The following is a 25,417-nucleotide window of genomic DNA, read 5'->3' as shown; positions in this document are numbered from 1 at the left end:
CCGTCGTACGCCGCTATCCGCGTCGGAGCAGGAACCTCTGGTGGGCGGTGGCGGCGGGGGTCCACTGGGAGATGTGGGCTCCGTCGGCGGTCGACGCGTTCAGCACGTCCATGGCCAGACCGCTCTGCCGGTTGACCAGGCTGACCGCGCCGCCGCCCTGGTCGGCCACCCGCCACTGCTGGCCGGCGGCGTTCGTGTCCGGCTGCTGGGTGATGTCCGCGCCGCCGGCCGGGCCCGCGACCTGGAGCACCATTCCGCTGTGCCGTGCCCGGACGCGGTGGTAGCCGTCGCCGGAGTCGAGGAAGTCGAACTGCTGGTTCAGCCCCGAGGTGGCCGGCCACTGGTGCAGGAGCGCGCCCGCGGCGGTGGACACGCCGCTGATGTCGGCGAACTTTCCGCTGTGCTGGGCGACCAGCCGGTAGTACACGCCGGTCTCCACGACCGGGCCCGGCCCCTGGGCGGTCGCGCGGTAGGTGTGTCCCGCCTGGCCGGTGAACTCGATCAGGTCGGTCTCGGGCTGAGCCGGCCGTACCTGGCCGCCGCTCGTGGTGTCGCGCAGGTCGTGGGCGCCGGTGAACATCCGGCCGCGGACCCGGACGGTGCCGGTGCGGTCGGGGGTGACGGTCAGTTCGGTGAGCCGGCCGCCCTGCCACACCGCGCCGACCGTGTGGCCGCCGCGCCCGCGCAGTCCCGTGACGCTCCCCGTCGGCCAGGCGGGCGGCAGGGCGGGCAGCACGTGGAGTTCGCCGTGGTGGCTGTGCAGCAGCATCTCCGCGATGCCCGAGGTCGCGCCGAAGTTGCCGTCGATCTGGAAGGGCGGGTGCAGGTCGAACATGTTGGGCGCGAGCCGGTCCGTGGTGACGAGGTCGCGCAGGAGTTTGTGGGCCCGTGCGCCGTCCTCCATGCGCGCCCAGTAGTTGATCTTCCAGGCGAGGGACCAGCCGGTGCCGGCGTCGCCGCGCAGTTCCAGGGTGCGGCGGGCGGCCTCGAACAGTTCGGGGGTTCCGCGCCGGGTGATCTCGGCACCGGGGTGCAGGCCGTACAGGTGGGAGATGTGCCGGTGGTTGCGTTCGGTCTCCACCCAGTCGTACAGCCACTCCTGGATGTTGCCGCGTGAGCCGATCTTCATCGGGGCCAGCCGCTGCCGGGCCGCGCGGACCTGTTCGCGGAAACCGACGTCGACCCCGAGGACCTCGCTCGCCGACGCGCATCCGTCGAACAGGGAGCGCAGGATCTGCATGTCCATCGTCGGGCCCGCGCACACGCTGACGTCCGGGTGGTGGGTGAGTTCCGGCGAGTTCGACGGGTTGGTGACCAGGTGTCCCAGGCGGGGTTCGGTCACCAGGGTGTCGAGGAAGAACTGGGCCGCGCCCTTCAGCGCGGGGTAGTTGCGCCGCAGGAACTCGGCGTCGCCGGTGAACCGGTAGTGGTCCCAGATCAGGGACGCCAGCCAGGCGCCGCCGGTCTGCCACATGCCCCACACCGCGCCGTCGACGACCGAGGTGCCCCGCCACGCGTCGGTGTTGTGGTGCGTGACCCAGCCCCGGGCACCGTACTGCGCCTGCGCGGTGCGGGCGCCGGTGGCCGTGAGGTCGTCGATCATCGTGAACACGGGCGCGAGGCACTCGGCGAGGTTGGTCGTGTCGGCGGGCCAGTAGTTCATGGGCAGGTTCGCGTTGATCGTGTACTTCGCATCCCAGGACGGGTTCATCTGGTCGTTCCAGATGCCCTGGAGGTTCGCCGGCTGCGTGCCCGGCCGCGACGACGAGATGAGCAGGTAGCGGCCGTACTGGAACAGCAGCGCGGAGAACTGCGGGTCGTCGGCCGAGCCGTGCCGGGCGATCCGTACGTCCGTCGGCTGGTCGGCCGCCGGGGTGCGGCCGACGTCGATGCGGACGCGGCCGAACAGGGCCTGGTAGTCGGCGACATGGCGGGCGCGGAGGGTGTCGTACGCGACGCCCCGGGCGGCGTTCAGGTGGGTGCGGGCGATGCCCTGGTAGTCGCCGTTGACGGTCCGGTAGTCGACGTAGCTGGTGCCGATCGAGACCAGTACCGTCACGCTGTTCGCGCCGGTGACCCGCAGCGTGCCGCCGGAACTGGTGACGCTTCCGCCCTCTGTCACCGCTTCGGCCAGCGCGAGGAAGCGGACCGTACCCGCGATGCCCCGCATGTCGCCGGAGACGCCGTCCAGCGCGATCGTCGTACCGTCCGGGCTGGACACCGACGTGCGCTGCGGGCTGGCGAAGGCGGCCGAGAAGGTGATCGAGCCGGGTGTCTGGGCGGTCAGCCTCATGGCGATCACCTGGTCCGGTGCGCTGGCGAACACCTCGCGCCGGTACCGCACGTTGTTCGCGGTGTAGGTGACGGCCGTCGTGGCGGTGGTGAGGTCGAGCAGGCGCTCGTACGCGGACACCGTGCTCCCGCTGGGGAAGGTGAGGCGCAGGTCGCCGACGGGCTGGTAGGCGAGCTGGGCCGCGGGGTTGCCGAGCATCGTCTGGTTGATCAGGTCCTGTGCCTGGCCCCACTGGTCGGCGAAGACGAGCTGCCGGATGCGGCCGAGGGCGGCGGCGCCGCGCGGGTTGTCGTAATTGTGGGGACCGCCGGCCCAGAGCGTGTCCTCGTTGAGCTGGAGCCGTTCCGTGTCGGTGTTGCCGAACACCATCGCGCCGAGGCGGCCGTTGCCGACCGGCAGGGCGCGAAGCCACTCCGCGCCGGCCGCCTCGTCGTACCACAGGGCGAGGTCACCGGCCGCTCGCACCTCGTGCGGCGCGGTCGCGTCGGCGCGGGCGGTCGCCGTCCACCCGGTGCGGCCCAGCACGGCACCGGCCGCGCCCAGTCTCATCGCCTGCCGTCGTGTCAGATCGGACATCTGGCTCCCACCTTCCTGTGGCGTACACGGAGCTCCGCCGGTGCGGCTGCGCAGCCGCGCCGGCGTGCCGGGGGTCCCGATGGTCGGTGCCGTGCCCTTGCCGGGTGTGCCGGGGCGGTTGCGGGGCGGTCAGCCGCGCTGGAGCCCGAACCGCCGGCGGGCGGCACCGTTCACGGCCTCGGGCGGCTCAGTTGAACCGGGTGAAGAAGCGCCACACCTCCCCTTTGACCCAGCTCCTCGCGCCGCTCTCGCAGCCGGCGCACCCGTCCACAGGGCCCTGCTGATGGCCACCGTCGAACGCGGCCCAGACGACCGGACGGCCGTCCCGGCAGCCGGAGTAGGCGGTGACCGTGTGGGTCAGGCTGCCCCGGGCGGGCTCGGGCGGGTTCTGCGGGGTGCAGCCGTTGTTGCGGACGAACCTGTCCCGCAGCGCGCGACCGTTCTGGATGGTGTCGGAGACGCCGTGGATGCCCAGGTACGCCACGGGCCCTGTGCCGCCGGCGCATCCGCTGATCGGTCCGGGGGCGGCGATGGCCGCGACCGCGCGGAAGGCGGCCGGCCGGGCGCAGGCGAGCGCGTAGCTCATGGCGCCGCCGTAGCTGAATCCCACGGAGTACACCTGCGCGGTGTCGACGCACAGGCCCCGGCCGAGGACCCGAAGCATGTCGTCGGTGAAGGTCACGTCCTCGCCGTTGGTGTTGGCCCAGCCGTTGCCGATGCCCTGGGGCGCGACGAAGATCGTCGAGTTGTTCGCCTGGGACAGCATGCCGTAGTAGGCCCACGCGTACCCGTCGCTCCCACCGGAGGCGACGTCGTTCGCGGTGCCGCCCCACCAGTGGAAGCCGAACGCGAGGCGGTAGGGGCGGTTCCTGTCGTAGTTGTCCGGGATCTTGAGTGTGAAACTGCGGGTCTTGCCGCCGCTCTGGATCGTGTGGGTACCGCTGGCCAGTGCCGGGGCGGTGCCGCACCCGGCGCTCGGCGCGGACGCCTGCGGCGGGGGAGCGCCCGTACCGCCGTGCGCCGCGCCGCCCGTGGCCACGACCAGCAGGGCCGCGGCCACGGCGGACCGGAACAAGGATCTGCACTTCATCATCACGCCACTCCACTCCACTACGTTGTGGGGGTTCGCCGTACACATGGGCTACGCGTGAAGTTCGAATGAGTCCGACTCATCTTCGTCCATCGGATGCTCAAACGTCCCCCATGGAAGCGGCAGGTCCCACTGTCGTCAAGGGATCGCGCGATGAGTCGTATCCATCCATTGCATGTACATGATTCATATGGTGCACTGAGGTCTGCCTAGGCAGGGGCGTTCGCCGGATCCATCCCACGTAGAAGGAGATCCCGTGTTCGCATCCTTGTCCCTGGCGGTGCGGGCCTTAGTGGCCGGCGCGGCGTTGACCGCCGCGACGGCCGTGACCGCCCCGGCCCCCGCCGCCGCTTCCGAGGCCACGCCCACCCTGTACGCCTCCCCGTCCGGTACCGGCACCGCCTGTTCGGCCGCCGAGCCGTGTTCGTTACCCGCCGCGCAGGCCGCGGTGCGCGCGCTCGACGGGGCGATGTCGGACGACATCGTCGTCGAGCTGGCCGACGGGGTGTACCGGCTGTCCGCGCCCCTGCGGATGACCGCGGCGGACTCCGGCACCAACGGCCACCGTGTCGTGTGGCGGGCCGCCCCCTCCGCGCGCCCCGTGTTCAGCGGCGCCCGCGCGGTCACCGGCTGGTCGGTCGCCGACGCGGGGAAGAACATCTGGCGCGCGGACGTCGCCGCCGGGACCGACACCCGGCAGCTGTACGTCGACGGCGCGATCGCCACCCGCGCGCGGACCCAGGTGAACCGGTCCTCGTTCACCTTCACCAATACGGGCATGACCTTCTCCGACCCCGCGCTGGGCTACCTGAACAACCTCGCGGGCCAAAGCCGGGTCGAGGTGGAGAGCGTCAACTCGTTCACCGACCGCTACTCGCCCGTGCAGGGCATCCGCGGGAACGTCGTCACGATGCGGCAGCCCGCGTGGAATAACAACTCCTTCGGCTACGACACGCTCACGGCGCCGTTTCGAGCCGGCCCGTTCTACCTGGCCAACGCGTACGAATTCCTCGACTCCCCCGGCGAGTGGTACATCAACCCCGGCACGGGCTCGCTCTACTACATCCCGCTGGCCGGACAGAACATGAGCACCGCCCGCGTGGAACTGCCGGTGCTCCCGTCGCTGGTGAACGTCGGCGGCACCTATGACGCGCCCGCGCACGACATCACGTTCAGCGGGATCACGTTCACCGGCACGAGCTGGCTCGGCCCCAGCGGCGACCAGGGGTACGCGGACCAGCAGACCGGCGCCTACCTCGCGGGCGACTGGAACTGGCCCGCCGACCGGCTGACGTCCTGCCAGAGCGGCTGCCGTCAGTTCGAGGCGGCCCGGCCGCACTGGAGCCAGATGCCGGCCGCCGTGCAGGTGTCCGCCGCGCGCGGCATCACCTTCGACGACAGCGAGTTCGTCAACCTGGGACAGACGGCCATCGGTATCGGCAACGACGCGAACGCCCATGCCAGCGGGGTCGGCCTGGGCGCGAGCGACATCACGGTCACCCGCTCCGAGATCGCCCGCAGTTCGGCGGGCGGCATCGTCGTCGGCGGGGTCCGCGCCGACGCGCACCACCCCGGCGACCAGCGGATGACCAATCGGAACATCACCGTCAGCGACAACCGCATCCACGACCTCGGCCTGGAGTACCGGGGCAACGTGTCGGTCCTGACCACGTACGTCACGACCACGGACGTGTCCCACAACGAGGTCTACAACATGCCCTACTCCGGTATGTCGATCGGCTACGGCTGGGGCAGCAACGACGCGGGCGGCAGCAACCACTACGCGGGCCGTGGCCTGTACGACTACCAGCCCCGGTACACGACACCGACCACCGCGTCCGGCAACCGGCTCACCGACAACTACATCCACGACGTCATGCGGCAGATGAACGACGGCGGCTGCATCTACACCCTGGGGTGGAACCCGAACGCCGAGATCAGCGGGAACCACTGCCTGCGGACCAACGGCTACTTCGGCCTCTACTTCGACGAGGGCTCCCGCTACTACACCGCCACCCGCAACGTCTTCGACGCCACCGGCACCTGGGCCACCGCCAACTACGGAGGCGGGGAGAACATGGGCAACTGGACGGTCACCGACAACTGGTCGACCAACGGCAGCACCAACGTCGCGAACGGCGACCGCGGCAACGTCGTCCGCGGCAACACCACCGTCACGGGCGGGAACTGGCCGTCCGGTGCCCAGGCCGTGATGGCGAACGCCGGACCGCGCGGCGGCGGCGACCCGCCGGCCGGCGCGATCGTGGGCGGCCAGTCGGGCCGCTGCGTCGGATTCGGCGGCGCGAACCCGGCCAACGGTGACCAGGCGCAGCTCCGGGACTGCACCGGCGACGCGAACCAGCGCTGGACCCACACCTCGGGCAAGCAGCTCGTCCTGAACGGCACCAAGTGCCTGGACGCCTCCGGGCAGGGAACCGCCAACGGGACCAAGGCGATCGTCTGGGACTGCCACGGCGGCACCAACCAGCAGTGGAACGTCAACGCCGACGGCACCATCACGGGCGTGCAGTCCGGGCTGTGCCTCGACGCCAGCGGCAGCGGGACCGCGAACGGCACCCTGATCCACCTCTGGTCGTGCCACGGCGGAGCCAACCAGAAGTGGAGCCTGCGATGAGACGTCACGCACCGTGGGCGGCCGTCCTCCTGACCGTCGCCGTCCTGGCCGGCTGCGGCAGCGCCTCGGGGCCGAAACCGTCGTCCGGCGGCGACAAGGACAAGCTGGTGGTCTGGGACTGGAAGTCGGGGGACAAGGCCGCGGCCTCCTACCTCGCCAAGGCGAAGGCCGACTTCGCGAAGAAGCACCCCGACGTCACCGTCGAGTTCGTGGCCCAGCCGTTCGACCAGTACTACACCCTGCTCGGCACGGCCATCCAGACGGGCAAGGGGCCGGACGTCATGCTGTTCAACGGCGGCGGCCGGATCCGCGACCGGACGGACGCGCTCGTCCCGCTGGACCCCTACGTCGCCGGGGACCGGGACCGCCTGGTGAGCTGGAACGCGTTCAGCAAGGACGGCAAGACCTACGCCGCACCGGTCACCTTGCAGGGCCACCCGATCTACTACGACAAGAAGCTGTACGAACGAGCGGGCCTCGACCCCGACCGCCCGCCCGCGACCTGGGACGCTTTCGTCGGCGACTGCGCCACGATCAGGAAGAGGACCGGCGTCGCGTGCGTCGCGCTCGGCAACAAGGAGGGCGCCGGCATCCAGTTCTTCCTCTCCGGGCTGGGCTCCGGCGCGCTCACCGGCCGGGAGTACGACGACTGGATCGCCGGGAAGCGGGACTGGACGTCCCCGCACGTGAAGCGGATCTTCGAGCTGTGGAAGGAGACCGACGCCGCCGGCCTCAACAACAAGGGGGCCAACTCGACGGCGATGTTCAACGACGCCTTCGCGCTCTTCTCCTCCGGCAAGGCCGCCCACGTCATCGGGCTGATGTCGGACGTCGGGCACTGGAAGGACTTCGGCGAGTTCCTCGCTCCCGACGACATCGGCGTCATGCGGGCGCCGGTCATCACGCCCGGGGCGACACCGAGTCTTCCGTACGACGGCGGCATCGGGTACGCGGTCGCCCGGTGGACCGCCGACCCGAAGCTCGCCGCCGACCTGGTCCGCTCGCTCACCTCGCGGGACGCGCTGGCGGCGTTCTACGCCGACGCGGGCGCGATCGTCGCCGACCCCTCCGTCGACGTGTCGAAGGGCGGCCCGGCCGTCTCCACGATCGTCTCCGAGATCAAGAGCGGCAAACCCGCCCTGCACGTGGCGCTCTCCTCGCGGACCCTCGATCTGATGGGGCGGCTGTCCCAGCAGTTGCTGAGCGGGTCGGTCACCGTCGACGAGGCGCTGAAGCAGCTCGCCGCCTCCGATCGGGAAGGCTGACCGGGTGCCGCTCGATGGCACGCCGCCCCCCGTCCGTCCGGCGCCGGCCGAGCGGACGGGGCCGCCGGGCGCAGGGGGTGCGCCCCCGGATAGTCGGCCGAGGTCCCGCCGTCCTGGGGTGGACCGCCTCGCGCCGTACGTCCTGGTCGCCCCGGCGGTGCTGGTCGTCGTCGCCCTGCGGCTGTACCCCCTGGTGCTCGGCGTCAACTTCTCCTTCACCGGCGACGGGAAACTCGACGGGACCTCCGTCGGGCTGGACAACTACACGGCCCTCTTCGACGACCCGCTCTTCCGCCGCGCGCTGCGCAACACGGGAGTGCTGGTGCTGCTGCTCCCGGTGGCGGTCGCCGTTCCCGGGCTCCTCGCGACCTTCATCCACCTGCGCGTTCCGGGGCACCGGTTCTTCCGCGGCGCCTACTTCTTCCCCGCGGTGCTGTCACCGGTGATCGTCGGCGCGATCTTCAACCTCCTGCTGGCCTACGACGGTCCCGTCAACACGCTGCTCGACGATCTCGGTCTCGGCCGGGTCGACTGGCTCGGCGATCCGGACATCGCGCTCTACACGGTCGTCGGCGTCCATGTCTGGGCGACCTTCGGGATGGCGCTGGTGGTGTTCCTCGCCGGGTTCGCCACGCTGGACTCCTCGCTGCTGGACGCGGCGCGGATCGACGGCGCGTCGGTGCCCCGGATCATCTGGCACGTGATCGTCCCGGGCCTGTCGCGCACCATCCAGTTCGTGTTCGTGACCACGATGATCGGAATGCTGACGTCGATGTTCGGACTGCTCTACGTGATGACCGGCGGCGGCCCGGGGGGTTCCACCTATCTGCCGGAGTACTACATCTGGATCCAGCAGGGCCAGTTGAACCGCCCGGCGCTCGCCTCGGCCGCGTCCACCGTGCTCTTCCTCGTCATGGTGGTGGTGGGACTGGTGCAGATCGGCGTGCTCCGCCGCTCCGGCAGGGCGGAATGATGTCCGCTTCCCGGACGGCCAAGTGGCTGGTCGCCCTCGCGATGACGGCGCTCGCGCTGGCCACTGTCTATCCGCTGGTGTTCACCACGAACGTGGCGCTGAAGACGCGGCACGAGTACGTCCTCGACCGCTTCGCCCCCGCGCACTCCCCCCGCCCGGGCAACCTCGCCACCGCGTGGAACAGCGCCGGGATGGCACGGTACTTCGTCAACTCGCTCACCGTCGTGACGTGCTCGGTCGTCCTCCTGCTGCTCATCGGGTCGATGGCGGGTTTCGCGCTGGGCCGGCTGCGGTTCCGTGGGTCGCGGGCGCTCTTCCTCGGCTGCCTCGCGGCCCTGTTCGTCCCGTTCCAGGTCATCATGGTGCCGCTCGCCCGGACGATGGCCGGCCTCCACCTCATCGACACCCACGCCGGGCTGGTCCTCGCCTATGTCGCGCAGTTCCTCCCGTTCACCGTCTTCCTGATGGCGAGCTACTACGCGCACGTCCCGGCCGAACTCGTCGACGCGGCCCGGGTCGACGGCAACACCCTCTTCGGCGTCTACCGGCGGATCATGCTGCCGCTGGGTGCCCCGGCCCTGGTCTCGGTCGGCGTCCTCGACGCACTGTTCTGCTGGAACGACGTCCTCATCGCCCTGCTGATGATGCCGTCGGCCGAGAACCGCACCCTGATGGTGGGAGTCACCTCGCTGCGCGGGCAGTACGCGGACGACATCCCGACGTTCGCCGCCGGTGTCCTGATCGCCGCCGTGCCGATGCTGCTGCTCTACCTCCTGTTCCAGCGTCACATCGCCGAAGGCGTCACCGCCGGTTCCACGAAGGGCTGACATGCGGATCACCGGATTTCGAACCCTGAACACGGTCCTGGAATGGGGGCGGCCGGTCGGTGACGCCAACGGCGTCTTCGCCGACGGGGTCGTCCCCGTGCCGATCGTCCTGGTGACCACCGACGTGGGCATCACGGGCGTCGGTCTGGGGCCGGACGTCGACGCGGAGGCGGTCTTCGCCGCCCTCGACGGCGAGGACCCGCGCGGCGTCACGGCCCTGTACGACCGGATGCTGCGGCAGACGTTCAAGGCCGGTCACGCGGGCGCGGTGTTCGGGACCATCGGCGCGTTCGACACGGCGTTGTGGGACATCAAGGCCCAGGCCGCCGGGGAACCCCTGTGGCGTCTGCTGGGCGGCCGGGACCGGCGGGTGGCCGCGTACGCCTCGGGTCTGGACATCGGCCTCACCGACGCCGAACTCGTGGCCGTGTACCAGTCCTACGCGGAGCACGGGGTGCGCGCCGCCAAGCTCAAGGGCGGTCTGGACGTCGAACGGGACCGGCGGCGGCTGTCGCTGGTACGCGAGGTCCTGGCCGACGCCGCCCGGGGAGCGCAGCCCGCGCTGATGCTCGACGCGAACGAGTCGTGGTCCCGCAAGCAGGCCGTTCGCCATGTGTGCGCGCTGGAACGCACCCTCGACCTGACCTGGGTCGAGGAGCCGGTCCGGCGCTGGGACGCCGAGGGGATGGCCGCGGTCGGCAGGGGGATCCGGGCCTCGGTGGCCAGCGGGGAGAACCTCTCCGGCCTCGAACAGTTCCGCCCGCTGCTCGCCGCGGGGGCGGTCGACATCGTCCAGACGAGCGCGGTCTGGGGCATCACCCACTTCCTGCGGGTCGCCACGCTGGCCCACGCGCACGATCTGCCGGTCAGCTGCGTCGGGACCACCCCGGTCGGCCTGCTGCACGCCGCGACCGCCACGCCGAACCACCTCGCCGGCGAACTCCAGGACCTCCGGCCGCCGCTCGGCATCCACGTCGATCTGCACGTCGAGGGCGGCGAGTTCATCCTCGGCGACTCGCCGGGCCTGGGCATCCGGATCGACGAGGAGGCGATCCGGACAGCGCCCCGCCGCCCCGCTCCCCCGGCGGGCAACGGCACGAACGTACGCCCGGAATGGGCGGGCCGCCGTTTGCTCCCCACTCCGCCCGCTGCCGGCTCCCGCCGCCCCCTTCCGCTCCGCCGACCGGACGAGAGTCCTGAGCGGCACGACGCGGAGCCGATGATCTGATCGCGGGTCTCGTGGGGCGTCGTGCGGGGTGGGGAGCAGGCAGTGGTTCCGGCGACCATGTCGACGGCGTGGCGGCGGTGCGCGGCGAAGAGGCCGAGGGCGGTGCCGGTGTCGCGGGCTCGCGGTGCGGCTACATCCCCGGCGCCGTCACACGCCTCGTGTCCACCTCACCCCGACACGATCTACGTCTCCGGACAGCTCTCCCCCGACGAGGAGGGCGACTGCCTCCACGCCGACGACAGTCCTGCGCCGATTTCGAGAAGGCGCTCGCCCGCTACGGCGCCACCCGCAGCCAGGTCGTCCCGGAGCCCCAGTTCTTGCGGGAGGGCAGCAGGGCGAGATGTTCCTCGCGGACGAGGCCGAAGCGCAGGGCCACGGAGACCAGGGCGGCGCGTTTGGCCCCGGTACGGGCCGGGGCGTCCGGGGAGTCGCCGTGGTCCAGGCGGAGTTTGCGGCAGGCCAGGTAGTCGATGTGGTAGTTCACCGCGGACCGGGTCAGGTCCTCGCAGTCCGGCAGACCACGCAGGCGTTCCGCGATGTCCCCGGCACCGGGCAGGGTGCTGTCGGAGGGGTCGCGCAGGCGCGGTTCGCACAGGGCGACGAGGACGAGGAAGTACTTCGCGGCCGTGTCGAGGGCGTACGGGTGCACGGTCCGCTCCCCCGCCCCGGGAACCACCCGCTCCTCCCGGTACGCCGGACGCGGAGCGAACACCTTGAACCCCTCAGTCCCCCGCACCCCCGGCAGCACCACCCGCGCGAACTCGAACGGCACCGGCGCGGACAGCCTCCCCGGCCCCACCGACATGTACTCCCCCGCACCTTCCAGGTTCTCCACCAAGTACGCCGTACCCGCACTGAAGTTGGACAGCCGCCAGTAGTCCCCCGCCGCCTCCAGCAACCCCGCCCGCCGGGAGATACCCGGATCGGGCAGAACGATCGACACCCCCTCCCCGTCAGGCGTCCCCCGCCCGAACTCCGCCACCTCCCCCGGCGCCAGCCTCAACAACCCCGCCACCCCCACACCACCCACACCGGCCCGCGCCCGCGCCCGCCCCAACGGCTGCACAATGATCGTCTCCACGCCAGATCCCCCCGAACACACCGTCTGCCTCACCAGTAGAGGACGCACACCACGACCATCGGTTCCCGAACCGCGCTCCCGACGCCTCAGCAGTTTTCTTGTCCGCGGGCGTTCTACTGCGACTTGCTCCACTCTGTCAGTCCTCGCCCGACGCCCCCAGCCGTAACCTCAACCCGCACGCAGAGCCGGTCCCCGTGCCGTCAGCCAGGCGTCGCGGGCGGCTGCCCACTCCCGGCCACAGCCTTCCGCGCGGCCGACGGGAAGCGTGTCCGGGCCGACAAGGTCCCGGTGGTCGGTTCTCAGGGGGTGCCGCTCCGTGGCCGGTCGTTGCACAGGTCTCAGAGCAAGAGGTGAGGAGTGAGGGCTTTCCCGGTTCGGATGCCGTCCGGAACGCGGTACTGGACGGTCATCGACGACGGGTCGGACGTGGTGTGGCCAGCGGATCAATGGCTGCGCCATCTCCGCTTTGGTCAGCACCGCGCGGAGCCGACCACGAAGGCGTACGCCGGTGACAGGATCTGGGCCTGTTCATGGTGTGGCTGAAGTACACGCCGGTACAGGCCGACAGGTCGGTGGATGCTGTGGTGTCCGGATCGGCGAGGTGCCGCCGTGGGTGCTCGGTCAGATCCACGAGCTGGCCGGCACTCGGGATTGCCGCACGAGGCCCATGTCGAGGGTGCCAGGTTGCAGTACCGAAGGACGACATGCGGGACTGGCCCCTCTCCAAGATCGTCTGAGTGGCCGACCGCGGCTTCCCCTCCGAGGCCAACCGCCGCCACCTGCGCAGTGGCGAGCACGCCTACATCATCGGCGAGGAGCTCCGCTCCGGATCACCGCAGATCAAGGCCGCCTTGTCACGGCAGGGCCGCTACCAGGACATCGCCGAGAGTATGCGCGTCAAGAGGTGCGGATCAACGACACGGAACGGTTCGTCATCTGCCACACCCCCGAGGCCGCCGAGCGCGGTCAGCACATGCGCACCCAACTCGTGGCCCAGCTCGAAGAGTTGATCGCCGACACTGCCAAGCTCAGCGACTTCGAGCGCGGTGAACGCTGCTCGGACCCGCACCTGTCCGCCGGGGACATCGCGCTCGGCTACAAGCAACTCCTCGAAGTCGAGCGCGGCCGGCGCGACATGAAGCAGGTCATCGACCTGCGGCCGGTCTACCACCGGCTCGAAGAACGCATCCGCGCTCACGTCGCTCTGTGCCCGGCTCGCTCTCCTGCTGATCCGCATCACCGAGACCACCACCAGCACCACCTGGCGAGCATCCGCCGCGAACTCCAGCGCGTCCACCTCGGCACGTTCACCAGCCCCACCGGAACCTTCCAGCAGGTCACCGCCCTGGCCAAGCCCCAACGAGACTGCTCAGCACGCTCCGGATCCCTGCCCCGAAGCAGATCCTCGGCCTTCAGCCCGGACCCCGCCGACCAGCGCGAACACCACCGCCTGGAGAAACGCTCTCCAGGCCGCCGAATCATGTCGAACCCAGGTCCAGGAGCATGGACCACAGCCCAGCGTGGCTGTGCAACTGGGGGTGGGAGTCGCCGAAGCCCTGTTGCGCAAGCCCATGCCTTTCCTGGCTCGACCGCGCTGGAACAGGCCCGTTCCGCGGGCAGGTTCACGCCGGCGGCGGCGAAGGCTGCGCACGGCCGGAGCGGCACGGGTCACCGCTCCGCGGCTTCGAGCAGGTGAGGGACCACGCCAGAGCGCAGTTCGCGGAGGTCGGGGATGTGGTTGCAGAAGGTTAGGAGTTCTGGGGGCAGTGTCAGAAGGCCAGAGCGGCGAACGCTTCGTCCAGGAGGCCGGGCAGATCCAGTCGGCCGTCGGAGGCTGTCCAGTGGTCGAGGGCGACGTCGAGGCATTCCAGTGCCGCGGCGGCGCGTGCGGCGTGGGCCAGCGTCGTCGACTCGGCCTCGCCGGTGCGCTCGGCGAGGGTCTTCGCGAGAGCCGGCCGCCAGCCCTTCCGCTTCTCCAGGTGGCGCGCGCACAGCGCCGGGGTGTCCTGGACCAGCCGCGTGATCACGAGCGCGCTCTGCGGGTCCTGCCGATAGCGCTCCATCAAGGTGTCCAGTGCACGCCGTAGCGCGGTCCAGTCGTCCTCGGTGGCAGGGCGGGCGCGCAGTGCCTCGGCGACTTGCTCGCCGTGCGCGTCGAAGGCGCTGAGGACGGCCTCCTCCTTGCTGCCGATGTAGCGCAGGAACGTGCTGCGCGAGACGCCGGCGGCGGTGGCGAGGTCGTTCACGGTGACGTTCTCGTACCCCTCGCGGCGGACCAGGTCGAAGGCCACCTGGGCCAGCTCGGCCCGTACGGCACTGCGGGCGATGTCTCGGGTGCTGGTTCGGGTCACGGCTGGGGTCACGCCCCCGATGCTACTGCAGGAAAGACTCAAAATTGCAGTCCTGAACTCCTCCGTCTACTCTGACACAATGTTTCACATATGGATCGCCATTTCCGAGAAGCGCTCATGGTTCACACGCGTGCGCACAAGCTGGACGTTCCACGCCAGCACTACGGCGGCGTGGGCCGGGACTGGGCGGAGATCAGTAAGGCCGTGATCTACAGCGGTGACGCGCTCCGCGTTCGACCTCGACGCCGTCATCACGTCCCTGCCCTCGCAACACGGAGACCGCGGTGCATCGAGGAGTACGCCGCCCCGGCCGCCCGATGCCCGGCCGAGCTCGGCCGACCCCGAGTACTCCCGCATCAACCAGACCGACCAACCACTGTTCAACCGGAGGCATCCGCATGACCACCTCATCCGTCCTCGTCGTCGGCGCTGGAGCCACGGGGCTGCCCGTCGGCTACCACCTCGGGCTGGCGGGAGCCGATATCACCTTCCTGGTACGGCCGGGCCGCAAGGGGGCGCTCGGCTCCACGCAGCAGCTGTACTGCTACGACGACACCGAACTGAAGACCCTCGGCAACTACCGCGTCACCGATGACGTGACGGAACTGGCGAGTACGGGCTTCGAGTTCGTTGTCATCACGCTGGACGGCCACACCAGCCGGACGCAGGAGGGAACCGAGTTGCTGCGCGGCCTGGGCAAGGTGGTCCGGGCCTGCGACGCACACGTCATCATGTGCGGCTTCGGCCTCGGTGTCCGCGAGCACCACCTCCAGGCCCTGGGCATCGAGGAGGACCGGCTCACCCACGGGTTCCTGGGCATGTTCAGCCACCAGGCCGCGGCCGGCCTGCCCGTGCATCCGCCGACGGACCCGGCGACACTGGCGCAGGCGAGCGTTTGCTACCGGCATCCGGCGAACCGGATCGGCTTCCGCATCGAGACCGGCAATGCGGCTGCCGCCGAGCGGTTCGCCTCTCTGTACGAGCGCAGCGGTCAATCGCAGTGTGCGCAGATCCCCCGCGCCGTCGACGACGTCTTCTTGAACGCCGCCGCGCCTGTGTACGCAGCCAGCGAGCTCGCCGGCTGGCCCGACTTCGCGACCCTGACGCAGGACGAGGAGCTGTGGAATCTGGCCTGCGGCGCCCAGTCCGAGATCATGACGCTCCCGCGCCACGGCGAGACGGGGCAGCAGATGGCCAAGGCCATGGGCCCGCGCGAGACCGCCCAGACGCACCAGAACATCGAACAGGACATGCTGCCGCTGGACTACCAGGCGTTCAATCGATTCCACCATGGCGGCAAGGTCCGCGCCCAGGACGTCGGAATCCTGCACGACTGCCTGGCCGAAGGCCGCCGCACCGGCCATGCCATGCCGGCACTCGAGGAGCTGCTGGCCCGGCTTGAGGCGACTCCTGACGACCAGGCACGGTGACACCTGATCGAGGGCCCGCGTGCTGAAGAGTGACAGGCGGAGTCCGGAATCCACCCGGGCTCCAGCGGCCGTGAGCGGGCTCGCCCCGCTCCTGCCCCGGCTGCGCCACACGCCGAGCCGGCCGATGAAATCGCCCCGAGGCTGTCGGCCAAGCAGGGCCAGGCTGTCGACGCGCTTCACCCGCAGCGCCTCCCACCCCGTCCACCAGGCCATGCTCCGCGCGCAGAAGACTTCGTCGTCCACAACCTGAGCGACCGCGACCTCCAGCGCGAGATCGAGCAGGGCCTCATCCTCGTCGCGGACTGGAAGGACGCGATCGTGCCGGCACTGATGGCGACGATCGCCTCGATGACGTCGCAGGTGATGGTCGCAGCGACCAGCAGCCGTGCCCGGCGGGTGAGCGCGTCACGTCGAGCGGGTCCGGGGCCGGGTGAAGAATGCCGAACCGCCTTGCACCACATGCGTCGCGATCACCACGGTGCTCGTCCATGGCCACTGAGCTGCGAGGACTCCGCCGAGGGTCCGCCTCAGGATCGGCGACCTCCCGAGAAGCCTCCATCTGCCCCAGCAGCCACGGCGGCGGCACAGCCGTACACGGTCCCCACCTCCGCGACCACGCCGCCGCCATGTGCGCACCGTTTCAGGAACCCGGCACCAGGCGGCCCTGGCAAAGGCACCCCGGGCGGACGAGGATGGGTGACGGCAGGAGGCGGCGGCTTGTGGGAAGGTTGCCCCCCGGATCACTGCTGGAGGTGGGTGGGGCATGACTGAACTGCCGCGCGAGGAGCAGTTGGCGGCGGCATTCGTCGACCTCGCCGACACATTGGTGCAGGACTTCGACGTCATCAACTTCCTCCATTCGCTCGCCGAACACTGTGTGAGCCTGCTGGATGTCGCGGCGGCCGGGGTCCTGCTGGCCACCCCCGGGGGCCGGCTGGTGGACGCCGCGGCCTCGGACGAACGCACCCGCCTGCTGGAACTGGCCAGCATCGAGTGGGACGAGGGCCCCTGCCGTGACTGCTTCCGGACCAAGAAGCGGATCCCCGACGTACCGCTGGCGACCGAGATGGCCAGGGTGCGCTGGCCCCGGTTCGCGCCTCGGGCGGTGGAGGCCGGCTTCACCTCGGTCGTGGCGGCTCCACTGCGGCTGCACGACCAGGTGATCGGGGCCCTCAATCTCTTCCGGGACTGCCCGGGTCCGCTGGACGAGTCCCAGTTGCGGCTCGGTCAGGCGCTGGCCGACACCGCGGCCATCGGTGTTCTTCAACAGCGGGCGGTGAGTGAGCAGATGACCGTGACGGCGCAGTTGCAGGCCGCCCTGGACAGCCGGGTCATCATCGAGCAGGCGAAGGGGTATCTGGCCAACCGCCGTGGCACCGGCGTCGAGGAGGCGTTCACCCTCATGCGCCGCTACGCACGCGATCACCAGACACGGCTCACCGAGATCGCCCGCCAGGTCCTCCAGGGCACGGCCGACGCGTCCCTCCTCCCGCAGCGTGATCGGTGAGGACCGGCCCCTTGGCCGATCGTCGGCCGCACTGTGCGGCGCTGAGAAAGAGGCGGTCGCGGTGACCCATCCGATGATGGCCGACTACCTGCGCGCCCTCAGCTCGCACACCGGCCCCGGCCTGGCACCGCTGCCCCTCGCGGCCTGCGCCGACATGCTGGGCCTGGACGGCCTCGGCCTGCTCCTCGGCGCCGGCGACCGGACCGAACTGGTGCAGTCCTCCGGTGAGTTCACTCCCGCGCTGGAGGATCTCCAGCAGGTCCAGGGCCAGGGCCCCAGCCTGGACGCCGCCCGCCACGGAGCCCTGATACTGCTGCCCGACGTGGCCGACACCGCTGCGTTCGCCACCGTCCGCTGGCCGGCCCTGCCCGGCGCGATCGAGGCGCTGGGCGTACGCGCGGTGTTCTCCTTCCCCCTGCGCATCGGGATCATCGCGCTCGGCGCGCTCACCGGTCACCGGACCCGTCCCGGCCCGATGACCACCGACCAGCTCACCGACGCCTTCGGTCTGGCCGACACCCTCGCCCAGATCGCCATCACCACCGCCGTCCACGCCGACCTGCCCCACGCTCCGCTCCTCGACGACCCCGGTCTCCACTTCGCCGAGGTGCATCAGGCCACCGGCATGCTCGCCGACGCGCTGGACACCGACTGCGACCACGCCCTGATCCGGCTGCGTGGTTACGCCTTCAGCCACGACCGGCCGCTCCTGGACGTCGCCCGGGACGTACTGGCCCGCCGCGTCCGCCTGGAGGACAACGGAGAGAGCACCCCCTGACTCCGCCACCTAGCAGACGGGCCGACGTCTCCGCAGACTTTCGGCGCGACCGGCCGGCCGACAGGCCGCCTCTCCTAGCCTGAAGTGCCGACCCAGATCCCGTTGGTGACCAGTCCCGATGGACATCCACACCCGGAGAAGAGGGTCGCGGTGTTTCCGCTCCCCGCAGTGATCTGCGTCAAGGACATCCGTCCGCACGGAGACTGCACCTTGGTCGTCCTGTGCGGCGAAATCGACATCCAGACGGCCCCAGGCATCGACCATCGCCTCGGTACGATCAACCACGCCGGCAGCGTCGACCTCTTGGTCGACCTGCGTGCCGTCGACTTCATGGACGGCACCGGCGTACGGCTCCTCGAACGCGCTCGCTCCCGCGCCGCCCGGCACGGCGGACGCCTGCGCTTGATCTGTACGAACCCGGTGCTCCTGCGGCTGCTCACCTTTCCCCGGCTGCACCTGGACTTCGACATCCTGGACCAGATGCCCGCACCGGTGCCGCCCCGGGCGGCGGCCCGACCGACCTGAAACCGCCCTGTCCCCGCCGCCACGGCACAACTACGCTCACCAAGCGGCCCCGGACCCTGGTCGACCGTGCGCCTCCCGCTGCCGGGCACTCCCGCACCCGGCGCACCCGGTAGAGGCAACCCGGTCCGCGGCTCCATGGGGAGTGGGGTCGCGGCCGGGGCCATGGCAGCCCAGGAGGACACCCCGCCGGCCGCCGGCCCGGACAGCCACGTCCTCGACGAACCTCGCCCGGTCCGCCCTCGCCTGCGGTTTCACCGGCCAGAGCCACCTCGCGCGCACGATGCGCCGCCGACTCGGCGTCACTCCCCACGCGTTGCGCGCCGGGTAGTACAGGAGCGCACCCGGCCCGCCAGTCGTGCGCCCACACCCCGTTGACCACGCAAAGTGATGAGCTGAATACTGGTCGCCCTGAACGCCCACTCGGGCTCCATCAGAAGGCCCTTCACGAAGGGGTGCACCCATGGGCTTACCGGCAAGACGTGACGACGCACCGCAGCAGCACTCCCACCCGGCCCGCCGGACCGTGCTCGGCAAGGTACTCGGCCTCGCGGCGGCCGGTCTCGGCGCCGCCGCGGCAACCGCGGCCACCGCCCCCTCCGCGCACGCGGCGGTCCGCGCGAACCAGGCCGACTGGCGGTTCTGCACCAAGTGCTACGGCATGTTCTTCCGCGGCTACCCCACCGACGGCGCCTGCCCGGCCGGCGGCGGCCACGACTCCGCCGGCTACAACTTCAACCTCCCGCACGACATCCCGGAGACCCCCACCGCCCAGCACAACTGGCGCTTCTGCACGAAGTGTTACGGCATGTTCTTCTGGGGCTACCCGGACAACGGCCGCTGCCCCGCCGGCGCGGCGCACGCGGCGGCCGGGTACGACTTCGTCCTCCCGCACGACATCCCGCAGACCCCGAACACGCAGCGCAACTGGCGCTTCTGCCCCAAGTGCTACGGGCTCTACTACTACGGCTACCCCACCAACGGCCGCTGCCCGGCGGGCGCCGCGCACAGCGTCGCGGGGTACGACTTCGTCCTCCCGTACCTGTAGGCCCGAGCGCCCCGGCCATGCCGTCGGCCTCCCCTGCCCGGGGCCGACGGCATCCGCCGGTCCGGTCATGGTGCTCCGAACACTCTCAGCGCCTCCTGGGCGAACCCCCGGTACGTCCTCGTCCTCGTGTCCAGGTGCTGGCCCCCCGCCAGGATGAGGTTGTGCTGGTAGAAACCGCCCAGGGCCAGGTCATCCGGCAGGTACTTCGCCGAGAACACCTGGCGCACGATGGCCTCGTCGCTGAGGCCCGCCTTGCGGTACGCGGCGATCGACGCCTCGACTGCCGCTTCGCTCCGCGCTGTGGGGTCGTCGATGTGGGCGGGGTCGTCCGAGCCGAGGATCAGGTCGAGGGCCTTGTCCTGTTTGCCGTTCACGAGGCGTGAGTAGCGGAACGCGACGACGGGGTGCGCCGAGGCCAGTCGGCCGTCGGGAGGCAGCGGATAGTCCAGCAGGTAGTAGTTGGCGGCGTCGGGGAGGACGGTGATTCCGCGCAGGATCTTGCCGTCGGGCAGGTAGTCGCGCGGGCGCTCGCGCCAGCGGCCGATCACGACGACCTTGACGTTCTCCTGGAGCAGCTTGGGGATGACGTCCTTGCCCAGCAGCAGCCGGTGGTTGGTCGCATCGCGCGGGAATTCGTTGGTGTAGACGGTCTCGAACAGCACGAGGCCGCCGATCTTCCCGAGGTTGTTGCCGGCGCTGGTGAAGGCGTTGCCGCCCGCCTGGCTGTAAGCCATCATCACCGGCTTGTCGACGGTCAGGGTGTCGGCGTCCAGGGCCGTGCCATGGGTGTAGACGGCTGCGACGGCGCCGGCGGTCAGATCGTCGAGCCCGGGCCGCAGGAGGACACCGCCCTCGCCGCCGTTCATCACCGGCACCAGCAGGACGTACTTCTCGTCGTGGATCGCCCGCTCGAAGCCGAGCGGAACGTCCCAGTACTGGGGTTCGGGATCCTTGCCGGGGAGGTAGGACAGGACGCCCCGGAAGTGGTGCAGGGGTCCGGGCAGGGCGGCCGGGTCGCCGCGGAACGTCTTGCGCAGGGCGATGTAGGGGCCGAGGAGCTTCTCGTACCGGTCGTCCGTCAGCGGCTCGGTCAGCACCCTCGCGAGGATCTCAAGACCCGACTGGATGTAGTTGTTCGGGAGGGCGGCGGAGACACGGTGCAGCGAGGACCGCAGTCCGGCCAGGCTGTTGTCGTAAGAGATCGCACCGTAGTCGGCCGGCATGATCATGACGGCCGGTTTGATCCGGGGAAGGGTGTACGTGCTGGCGGGCAGGACCGCGTACCAGACCAGCGGGTGGCCGCCCAGGCTCGCCAGGGCCCGGATCGTCCGGTCGGTGCCGCGCAGGAGGTTCATGACCTGTGCCCAGGCCGAGCGGCCGTGCAGGGCGTTGTAGAGGTCGGTGATGTCGACGAACCGCACGTCCAGCGCCACGGTGGAGCCGGTGACGTCCAGCAGCGGGTGCAGCGCCGGAATCCCCTTCGGGCGGCCGAGGGGGTCGTACGCCGGGCCCTTGCGCCAGCCGAGCGGGACGAGCCTGCCGTCGGGCGTGACCGTGAACTCCTGCTGGATGCGGAGCATCGGGTAGGTCGTACGGTCCACGTCGACGCTCGCGTCGATCACCAGGCGCAGCCAGGCGGTGTCGGGCGCGAGGTCGGCCGTGAACCCCGAGGGCCCCACGGGCACCGGCACGGGCCGGCCCGCACCGGCGCCCTGGGCGCGTGTCTCGACGGTGGCCGTCCACTTCCGCAGCAGGAAGTGCGTCCACAGCGGTACGGCGGGGTTGGCGTTGACGACGGTCAGCCGCACGGCGTCACCGGGCCCCGGCCGTCACAGCTGCCGCCCCGTCCGGGGGTCGTAGGTGACCTCGACGGCCACCACCTGGTCGGTGGGGAGGACTTCGGTCCACTGGTCGAAGATCTGGTAGGGGTCGGCGGGACGGAAGCCGCCGTCCAGGGGGTCGAAGCCGGTCTCGAAGACCCTTTCGGCGGCGAGGGTGCGGGTGATGTCGGTGTTGCGGGCCTGGAGTTCGGCGGCGAGCGCCTGGAGGACCCAGCCGATCGACTTGCCCTGCCAGTCGGCGGGGTCGCCGGTCTGCCAGGCGTAGTCCTTGTCGAGGGCCGCGTCGCCCTCGACCTGGGCGCTGGACAGCCAGCCCAGGGCGTCGAGTTCGTGGCCGGGGCGTACCGGCAGCACGGCTTTGACCCAGGAGGCGTTGAGGAACTCGTTGCGCCGCTCGTCGCCGTCGGCCTGGATCAGCCAGCCCAGGGAGCTGCCGGTGGGGGCGGGCGGGGTGTTCTCGGTGATGAGGTAGTCGACCCGGTACTCCAGCTTGTCCTGGGGTGTCGAGGTGGTGGCGCGCGGCGGGTTCACCGCGCCGGTGTAGCTGAAGCGGCTGGTGACCGTGGCGCCGCCGACGGGATCGCCGGAGGTGGCGTTCCAGTCGTGCGGCGGGACCGGGTAGCGGCCCACCGAGTCGGCGGAGGTGGTGGGGATGGTGGGGGTGGGCGCCGGGCGCCAGTAGTCCGGTTCGACGAAGTACAGCATCTGGTCGACGTCGAACATCCCGCGGATCAGTTCGGCCGACAGGTGGCGCTTCTCGTCCTGGCCCTGGAACAGGTCGAGCCCGCCGATCAGGTCGGCGAAGACGCTGTGCCGCTCCTCCTTGCGGAGGTCTTCGGGGTCCCGCTGCCGGACCTTGGTGACCAGGTCGAGCCGGTCGTGGACCGCCTGTGCGTACGCCGCGCGCTGTACTTTGGCCACCTCCTGCTCGTACACGGCGAGTTCGGCGAGGTACTGCCGCAGTGCGGGGTCCTGGTCCGGGGGCGGCGGCTCCCAGACGAGCGCGAGGGTGAACGCGACGTACGGGCCGCCCCCGAAGTGCACGTTGGTGCAGTTGACGCGGAACCGGCCGGACGTGGCGTCCACCACCTCGTAGGTGGCGAGGAACTTGGCGACCTGGCCGCTGCTGGTCGTCGCGGAGACCTTGCGGATCTCGTTGCCGGGCGCGGTGCTGAGTTTCCAGCCCGGTCCCGGCGGGGGCGCGGAGTACTCGAAGTGGGCGACGATGTACTCGTCCTCCTCGCCCCGCCACAGCCGGTCCCAGCCGTCCTGTTTCACCCAGTCGGCGTCCTGGTGCGGGGCGTTGTCGCTGTCCGCGGTCCGCTGGATCGGGTAGTTGTCCGAGTACGTGACGTGTGCCTGGGCGAGGGGGGCGGGTTTGACCGGCTGCTTGAGCGCGGTCAGGTCCGGGGCGGGTGCCACATGCACGAGTTCGCCCAGGCCCAGTGCGCGGCCCGGGTCGCCGACGAACACCTGCCAGCTCAACTGGGTGCCGATGTGCTGGAGTTGTACCCCGACCTTGCGCATCTTGCGGCGCAGTTCGTAGTTGACGAGTTTGTCGGTGGTGTTCTGCACCACGTACCGGCGGCTCGATGTGTCGGTGGTCTCGGTGACCGTCTTGAAGGTGGTCTTGAAGTTCCGGGTAATCTCGCTGCCGGCCTTGGAGCTCTGGGTCCGGGAGTGCTTGTGGCTGACCTCGGAGGATTTGTTCGTGGTGTTCTTGGTGCTGTAGCTGGCGCTGACGTCGGCGTGCACGATGCCTACGTAGTTGGCGCTCGCGTTCGAGGTCACGCCCAGCGAGGTCTCGTTGGCGTTGGACTCCTTGACCGCGTCGGCGAGGTCGGTCTGGTCGGTCAGCGCCTCCTCGGTCCTGCGGGTGGACGTCTCGGACTGCTCGGCGGTCCGCTCGACCAGGGTGCGCCGGGTGGAGGTCTCCACCACCTCGACGGTGCCGCCCGGACTCAACCACAGGTGGCCGACCGGTGTGCCGAGGAAGGTGTCGAACTCGAAGAAGTACTCCCGGAAGAGGTTGACCAGGCCGACCGGCGAGAGGATGCCGTCCGTCGGCGGCCGGTTGCCCCACACCGCGAGCGGGGCCAGCGGGGCCAGGGGCCCTTCGCCGAGCGTGAGTTGCCGGGGGCCGGCCAGCGCTTCCTTCGGCAGCGGTGCGCCGAGTGCCGCCGCGGCCCGTGCGGTGGAGGAGTGGCCGAGCCAGCCCGGCAGGGGCTGGTAGACGCCGAACAGCTCGCTCGCGTACGGGACCGTGCCCGCGAAGTCGCCGACCGGGCGGCCCGGTCCCGGGCCCGGCGCCGGGGCGGGGGCGGGGAGTGTGCCGACGTTGTCGCTCGGCCCCGACGTGCTGGTCGCGAAGGGTTTCACCGACCAGGGCCGGCCCGTCTGGGACTGCGTCACCAGCAGCAGTTCGCGGTTCTGCTGGGCCTGCGGGGCGACGAAGGAGATGGTCTGAGTACCCGTCCCGCTCACCACGCGCCCCACGTACTGGCGGTTGACCCCGTCACCGGCCTCCAGGAAGGTGCCGGTCAGCGCCGGTACGCCGGGGAACAGAGCGGGATCACGCACATCCGCGTCCGCGGGCAGCGCCAGCGCGACGCGTTGCCCCGGCAGGAGGTCGGCGGGGGCCGGTTGGATCGTGTACGACCACACGTTCAGCCAGGACCCCGATCCCGGCGTGGTGAGCGGAACTCGGCCTGCGAAGGTGACGACGAGTGCCATGACGGTTTCTCCCCCTGTGACCATCGATATCCCGATTCAATACCGACCCGGGAATCCTCCCGCTCCCCTCCCTTGATCTTTGTATTCGCTTGGCCTTCTGTTCCATCGGGAACGGAGAAACCGCTTGGCACTGGTCTCCAGTTCGGGTGACCTGGTCCTCCATAGGCGGGGAGTCTGCCAGCAAGAACGGTTTCCACTGTGCGGCGGGGCGGACCGGTTGGTCCGACGACGAGTCGGTGAGGTGACTCGCCTTGTGTTGGGGAGTCGGTGAGCCGACCAGTGCGCACCGTCACGTCCTTGACGTCGTGCGGTGGGTGTCGCGGCCTTGATGCCGTAGAGCTGGACCGGACGGGCACCCCGGCGGGGGCGTACCCGGCCGGGTTGAGCCCGGCGGCCGTCGTCCGCCGGTCAGGCGGAGCCTCGCGTGGAGATCACCAGCGGTCTCAAGGCCAGCCGTCTCGGGCTGGGCACGATGGACTTCGGCCTCGACAGGGTCCGGCTCGCGCAGGACGGCCAGTGAGCCGTACGTCCGGTCGTCCCGGCCCGGGCGACCGCGAAAACCGCTGGCGCCGTGCCCCGTAGGACATGAGGATCGGCAACCGGCGTTCGGCGTTCGGCGTTCGGCGTTCGGCGTTCGGTGGAGAGGAACCCGCGTGGTCGGTCAAGTGGCGGTGCGGCAGCTGGACGAGGGAGCCCTCGACGTGCTCCTCGCGGTGGCCGTCAAGGACGCGGTGCCCGAAGAGGTCATGCCTCCCGTGGCCGGTCCGCCCGGGTGGACCGCGCACCGCCGGGAAGCCTTCCGGGACTGGCACCGGTCCCGTTTCCCCGGGCTCGCCGGTCCGCTCCGTGAGGCGACCTTCACGGTCGTCCATGACGGGGCGGTCGTGGGGTCGGCCCGGCTGGCCCTGCGCGACAGCCCCGACGTCCTCGAAACCGGCATGTGGCTCGGCCGCTCGCAGCGCGGACGCGGCATCGGCACCGCCGCTCTGCGCATCCTCCTCGGCGAAGCGGCGAAGGCCGGTGCGCGGATGGTGGTCGCGGACACGATGGCGCACAACACGGCGGCACTCACCGCCCTGCGCCGCAACGGCGCGACGCTGACCGCGAGCCGGGACAGCGTCGACGTACTCGCCGAACTGACGCCGAGGCAGACCCCGCCGAGCCAGGGCGGCGCGGGCGGTCGTTGAGTCCGCCGAACGGGCCCGTACCGGCGCCGCCCTCTCCCGACGGACACGACGG

General features: G+C 70.6%; 17 protein-coding genes and 2 pseudogenes. 13 read left to right on the top strand and 6 right to left on the bottom strand.

What is annotated here, in order from left to right; all coding sequences use genetic code 11:
- Positions 1 to 13: 13 nt before the first annotated feature.
- Together ACQCO7_RS42385 and ACQCO7_RS42380 are read right to left on the bottom strand one after the other, a co-directional pair.
- Positions 14 to 2,869 carry a glycosyl hydrolase family 95 catalytic domain-containing protein gene (locus tag ACQCO7_RS42385; RefSeq protein ID WP_464076838.1) on the bottom strand — a complete coding sequence of 952 codons (2,856 nt, stop codon included), beginning with the start codon at positions 2,867 to 2,869 and terminating at the stop codon, positions 14 to 16.
- A 190-nt stretch (positions 2,870 to 3,059) separates the two neighbouring features.
- Positions 3,060 to 3,959: pseudogene (locus tag ACQCO7_RS42380) on the bottom strand (CE1 family esterase); the annotation flags it as partial.
- Between the two features lie 256 nt (positions 3,960 to 4,215).
- On the opposite strand from ACQCO7_RS42380, the gene ACQCO7_RS42375 reads away from it, so the two are divergent.
- The 5 genes from ACQCO7_RS42375 (at position 4,216) to ACQCO7_RS42355 (ending at position 10,887) form a co-directional block, all read left to right on the top strand.
- Complete coding sequence (locus ACQCO7_RS42375) at positions 4,216 to 6,594, top strand: ricin-type beta-trefoil lectin domain protein (RefSeq protein WP_464076837.1); 2,379 nt, start codon at positions 4,216 to 4,218, stop codon at positions 6,592 to 6,594.
- On the top strand, positions 6,591 to 7,859 hold the full coding sequence (locus tag ACQCO7_RS42370; protein WP_464076836.1) for an ABC transporter substrate-binding protein: 1,269 nt from the start codon (positions 6,591 to 6,593) through the stop codon (positions 7,857 to 7,859). The genes ACQCO7_RS42375 and ACQCO7_RS42370 overlap by 4 nt, the downstream gene beginning before the upstream one ends.
- A gap of 118 nt (positions 7,860 to 7,977) precedes the next feature.
- On the top strand, positions 7,978 to 8,832 hold the full coding sequence (locus ACQCO7_RS42365) for a carbohydrate ABC transporter permease (protein ID WP_464076835.1): 855 nt from the start codon (positions 7,978 to 7,980) through the stop codon (positions 8,830 to 8,832).
- On the top strand, positions 8,832 to 9,659 hold the full coding sequence (locus ACQCO7_RS42360) for a carbohydrate ABC transporter permease (protein WP_464076834.1): 828 nt from the start codon (positions 8,832 to 8,834) through the stop codon (positions 9,657 to 9,659). Before ACQCO7_RS42365 ends, ACQCO7_RS42360 begins: the two co-directional genes overlap by 1 nt.
- Before the next feature lies 1 nt (position 9,660).
- The gene (locus tag ACQCO7_RS42355; RefSeq protein WP_464076833.1) at positions 9,661 to 10,887 is read left to right on the top strand and encodes a mandelate racemase/muconate lactonizing enzyme family protein; all 1,227 of its coding nucleotides are present in this window, start codon (positions 9,661 to 9,663) and stop codon (positions 10,885 to 10,887) included.
- A gap of 274 nt (positions 10,888 to 11,161) precedes the next feature.
- Here the strand turns inward: ACQCO7_RS42355 and ACQCO7_RS42350 are convergent, their stop codons facing one another.
- Positions 11,162 to 11,968, bottom strand: a complete 807-nt coding sequence (locus tag ACQCO7_RS42350) for a serine/threonine protein kinase (protein ID WP_464076832.1) — start codon at positions 11,966 to 11,968, stop codon at positions 11,162 to 11,164.
- A gap of 581 nt (positions 11,969 to 12,549) precedes the next feature.
- Here ACQCO7_RS42350 and ACQCO7_RS42345 point away from each other — a divergent pair.
- Positions 12,550 to 13,390 (top strand): annotated as a pseudogene (locus tag ACQCO7_RS42345) (transposase); the annotation flags it as partial.
- A gap of 347 nt (positions 13,391 to 13,737) precedes the next feature.
- Here ACQCO7_RS42345 and ACQCO7_RS42340 read toward each other — a convergent pair.
- Positions 13,738 to 14,331, bottom strand: a complete 594-nt coding sequence (locus ACQCO7_RS42340; RefSeq protein WP_464076831.1) for a TetR/AcrR family transcriptional regulator — start codon at positions 14,329 to 14,331, stop codon at positions 13,738 to 13,740.
- Positions 14,332 to 14,717: 386 nt separating this feature from the next.
- Between ACQCO7_RS42340 and ACQCO7_RS42335 the strand changes: the two genes are divergently transcribed.
- The 6 genes from ACQCO7_RS42335 to ACQCO7_RS42310 all read left to right on the top strand — a co-directional run bounded on the left by ACQCO7_RS42335 (position 14,718) and on the right by ACQCO7_RS42310 (position 19,604).
- A complete protein-coding gene (locus ACQCO7_RS42335) occupies positions 14,718 to 15,749 on the top strand; it encodes a ketopantoate reductase family protein (protein WP_464076830.1) in 1,032 nt (343 codons plus the stop codon).
- A 763-nt stretch (positions 15,750 to 16,512) separates the two neighbouring features.
- Entirely contained in the window at positions 16,513 to 17,256 is a 744-nt protein-coding gene (locus ACQCO7_RS42330) for an ANTAR domain-containing protein (protein WP_464076829.1), read from the top strand.
- 61 nt (positions 17,257 to 17,317) lie between these two features.
- Positions 17,318 to 18,034, top strand: a complete 717-nt coding sequence (locus ACQCO7_RS42325; protein WP_464076828.1) for an ANTAR domain-containing protein — start codon at positions 17,318 to 17,320, stop codon at positions 18,032 to 18,034.
- An 84-nt stretch (positions 18,035 to 18,118) separates the two neighbouring features.
- The gene (locus ACQCO7_RS42320) at positions 18,119 to 18,559 is read left to right on the top strand and encodes an STAS domain-containing protein (protein WP_464076827.1); all 441 of its coding nucleotides are present in this window, start codon (positions 18,119 to 18,121) and stop codon (positions 18,557 to 18,559) included.
- Positions 18,560 to 18,701: 142 nt separating this feature from the next.
- On the top strand, positions 18,702 to 18,887 hold the full coding sequence (locus tag ACQCO7_RS42315; RefSeq protein ID WP_464076826.1) for an AraC family transcriptional regulator: 186 nt from the start codon (positions 18,702 to 18,704) through the stop codon (positions 18,885 to 18,887).
- Between the two features lie 132 nt (positions 18,888 to 19,019).
- On the top strand, positions 19,020 to 19,604 hold the full coding sequence (locus ACQCO7_RS42310; protein WP_464076825.1) for a hypothetical protein: 585 nt from the start codon (positions 19,020 to 19,022) through the stop codon (positions 19,602 to 19,604).
- A 65-nt stretch (positions 19,605 to 19,669) separates the two neighbouring features.
- On the opposite strand, the gene ACQCO7_RS42305 is transcribed toward ACQCO7_RS42310, so the two are convergent.
- Complete coding sequence (locus ACQCO7_RS42305) at positions 19,670 to 21,412, bottom strand: hypothetical protein (RefSeq protein ID WP_464076824.1); 1,743 nt, start codon at positions 21,410 to 21,412, stop codon at positions 19,670 to 19,672.
- Positions 21,413 to 21,433: 21 nt separating this feature from the next.
- The gene (locus ACQCO7_RS42300) at positions 21,434 to 24,178 is read right to left on the bottom strand and encodes a hypothetical protein (RefSeq protein ID WP_464076823.1); all 2,745 of its coding nucleotides are present in this window, start codon (positions 24,176 to 24,178) and stop codon (positions 21,434 to 21,436) included.
- Positions 24,179 to 24,831: 653 nt separating this feature from the next.
- Between ACQCO7_RS42300 and ACQCO7_RS42295 the strand changes: the two genes are divergently transcribed.
- A complete protein-coding gene (locus ACQCO7_RS42295; protein WP_464076822.1) occupies positions 24,832 to 25,365 on the top strand; it encodes a GNAT family N-acetyltransferase in 534 nt (177 codons plus the stop codon).
- Positions 25,366 to 25,417 lie beyond the last annotated feature (52 nt).

Source organism: Streptomyces saintjeani (assembly GCF_055409605.1).
This window is presented reverse-complemented; position numbering and strand designations above follow the sequence as displayed.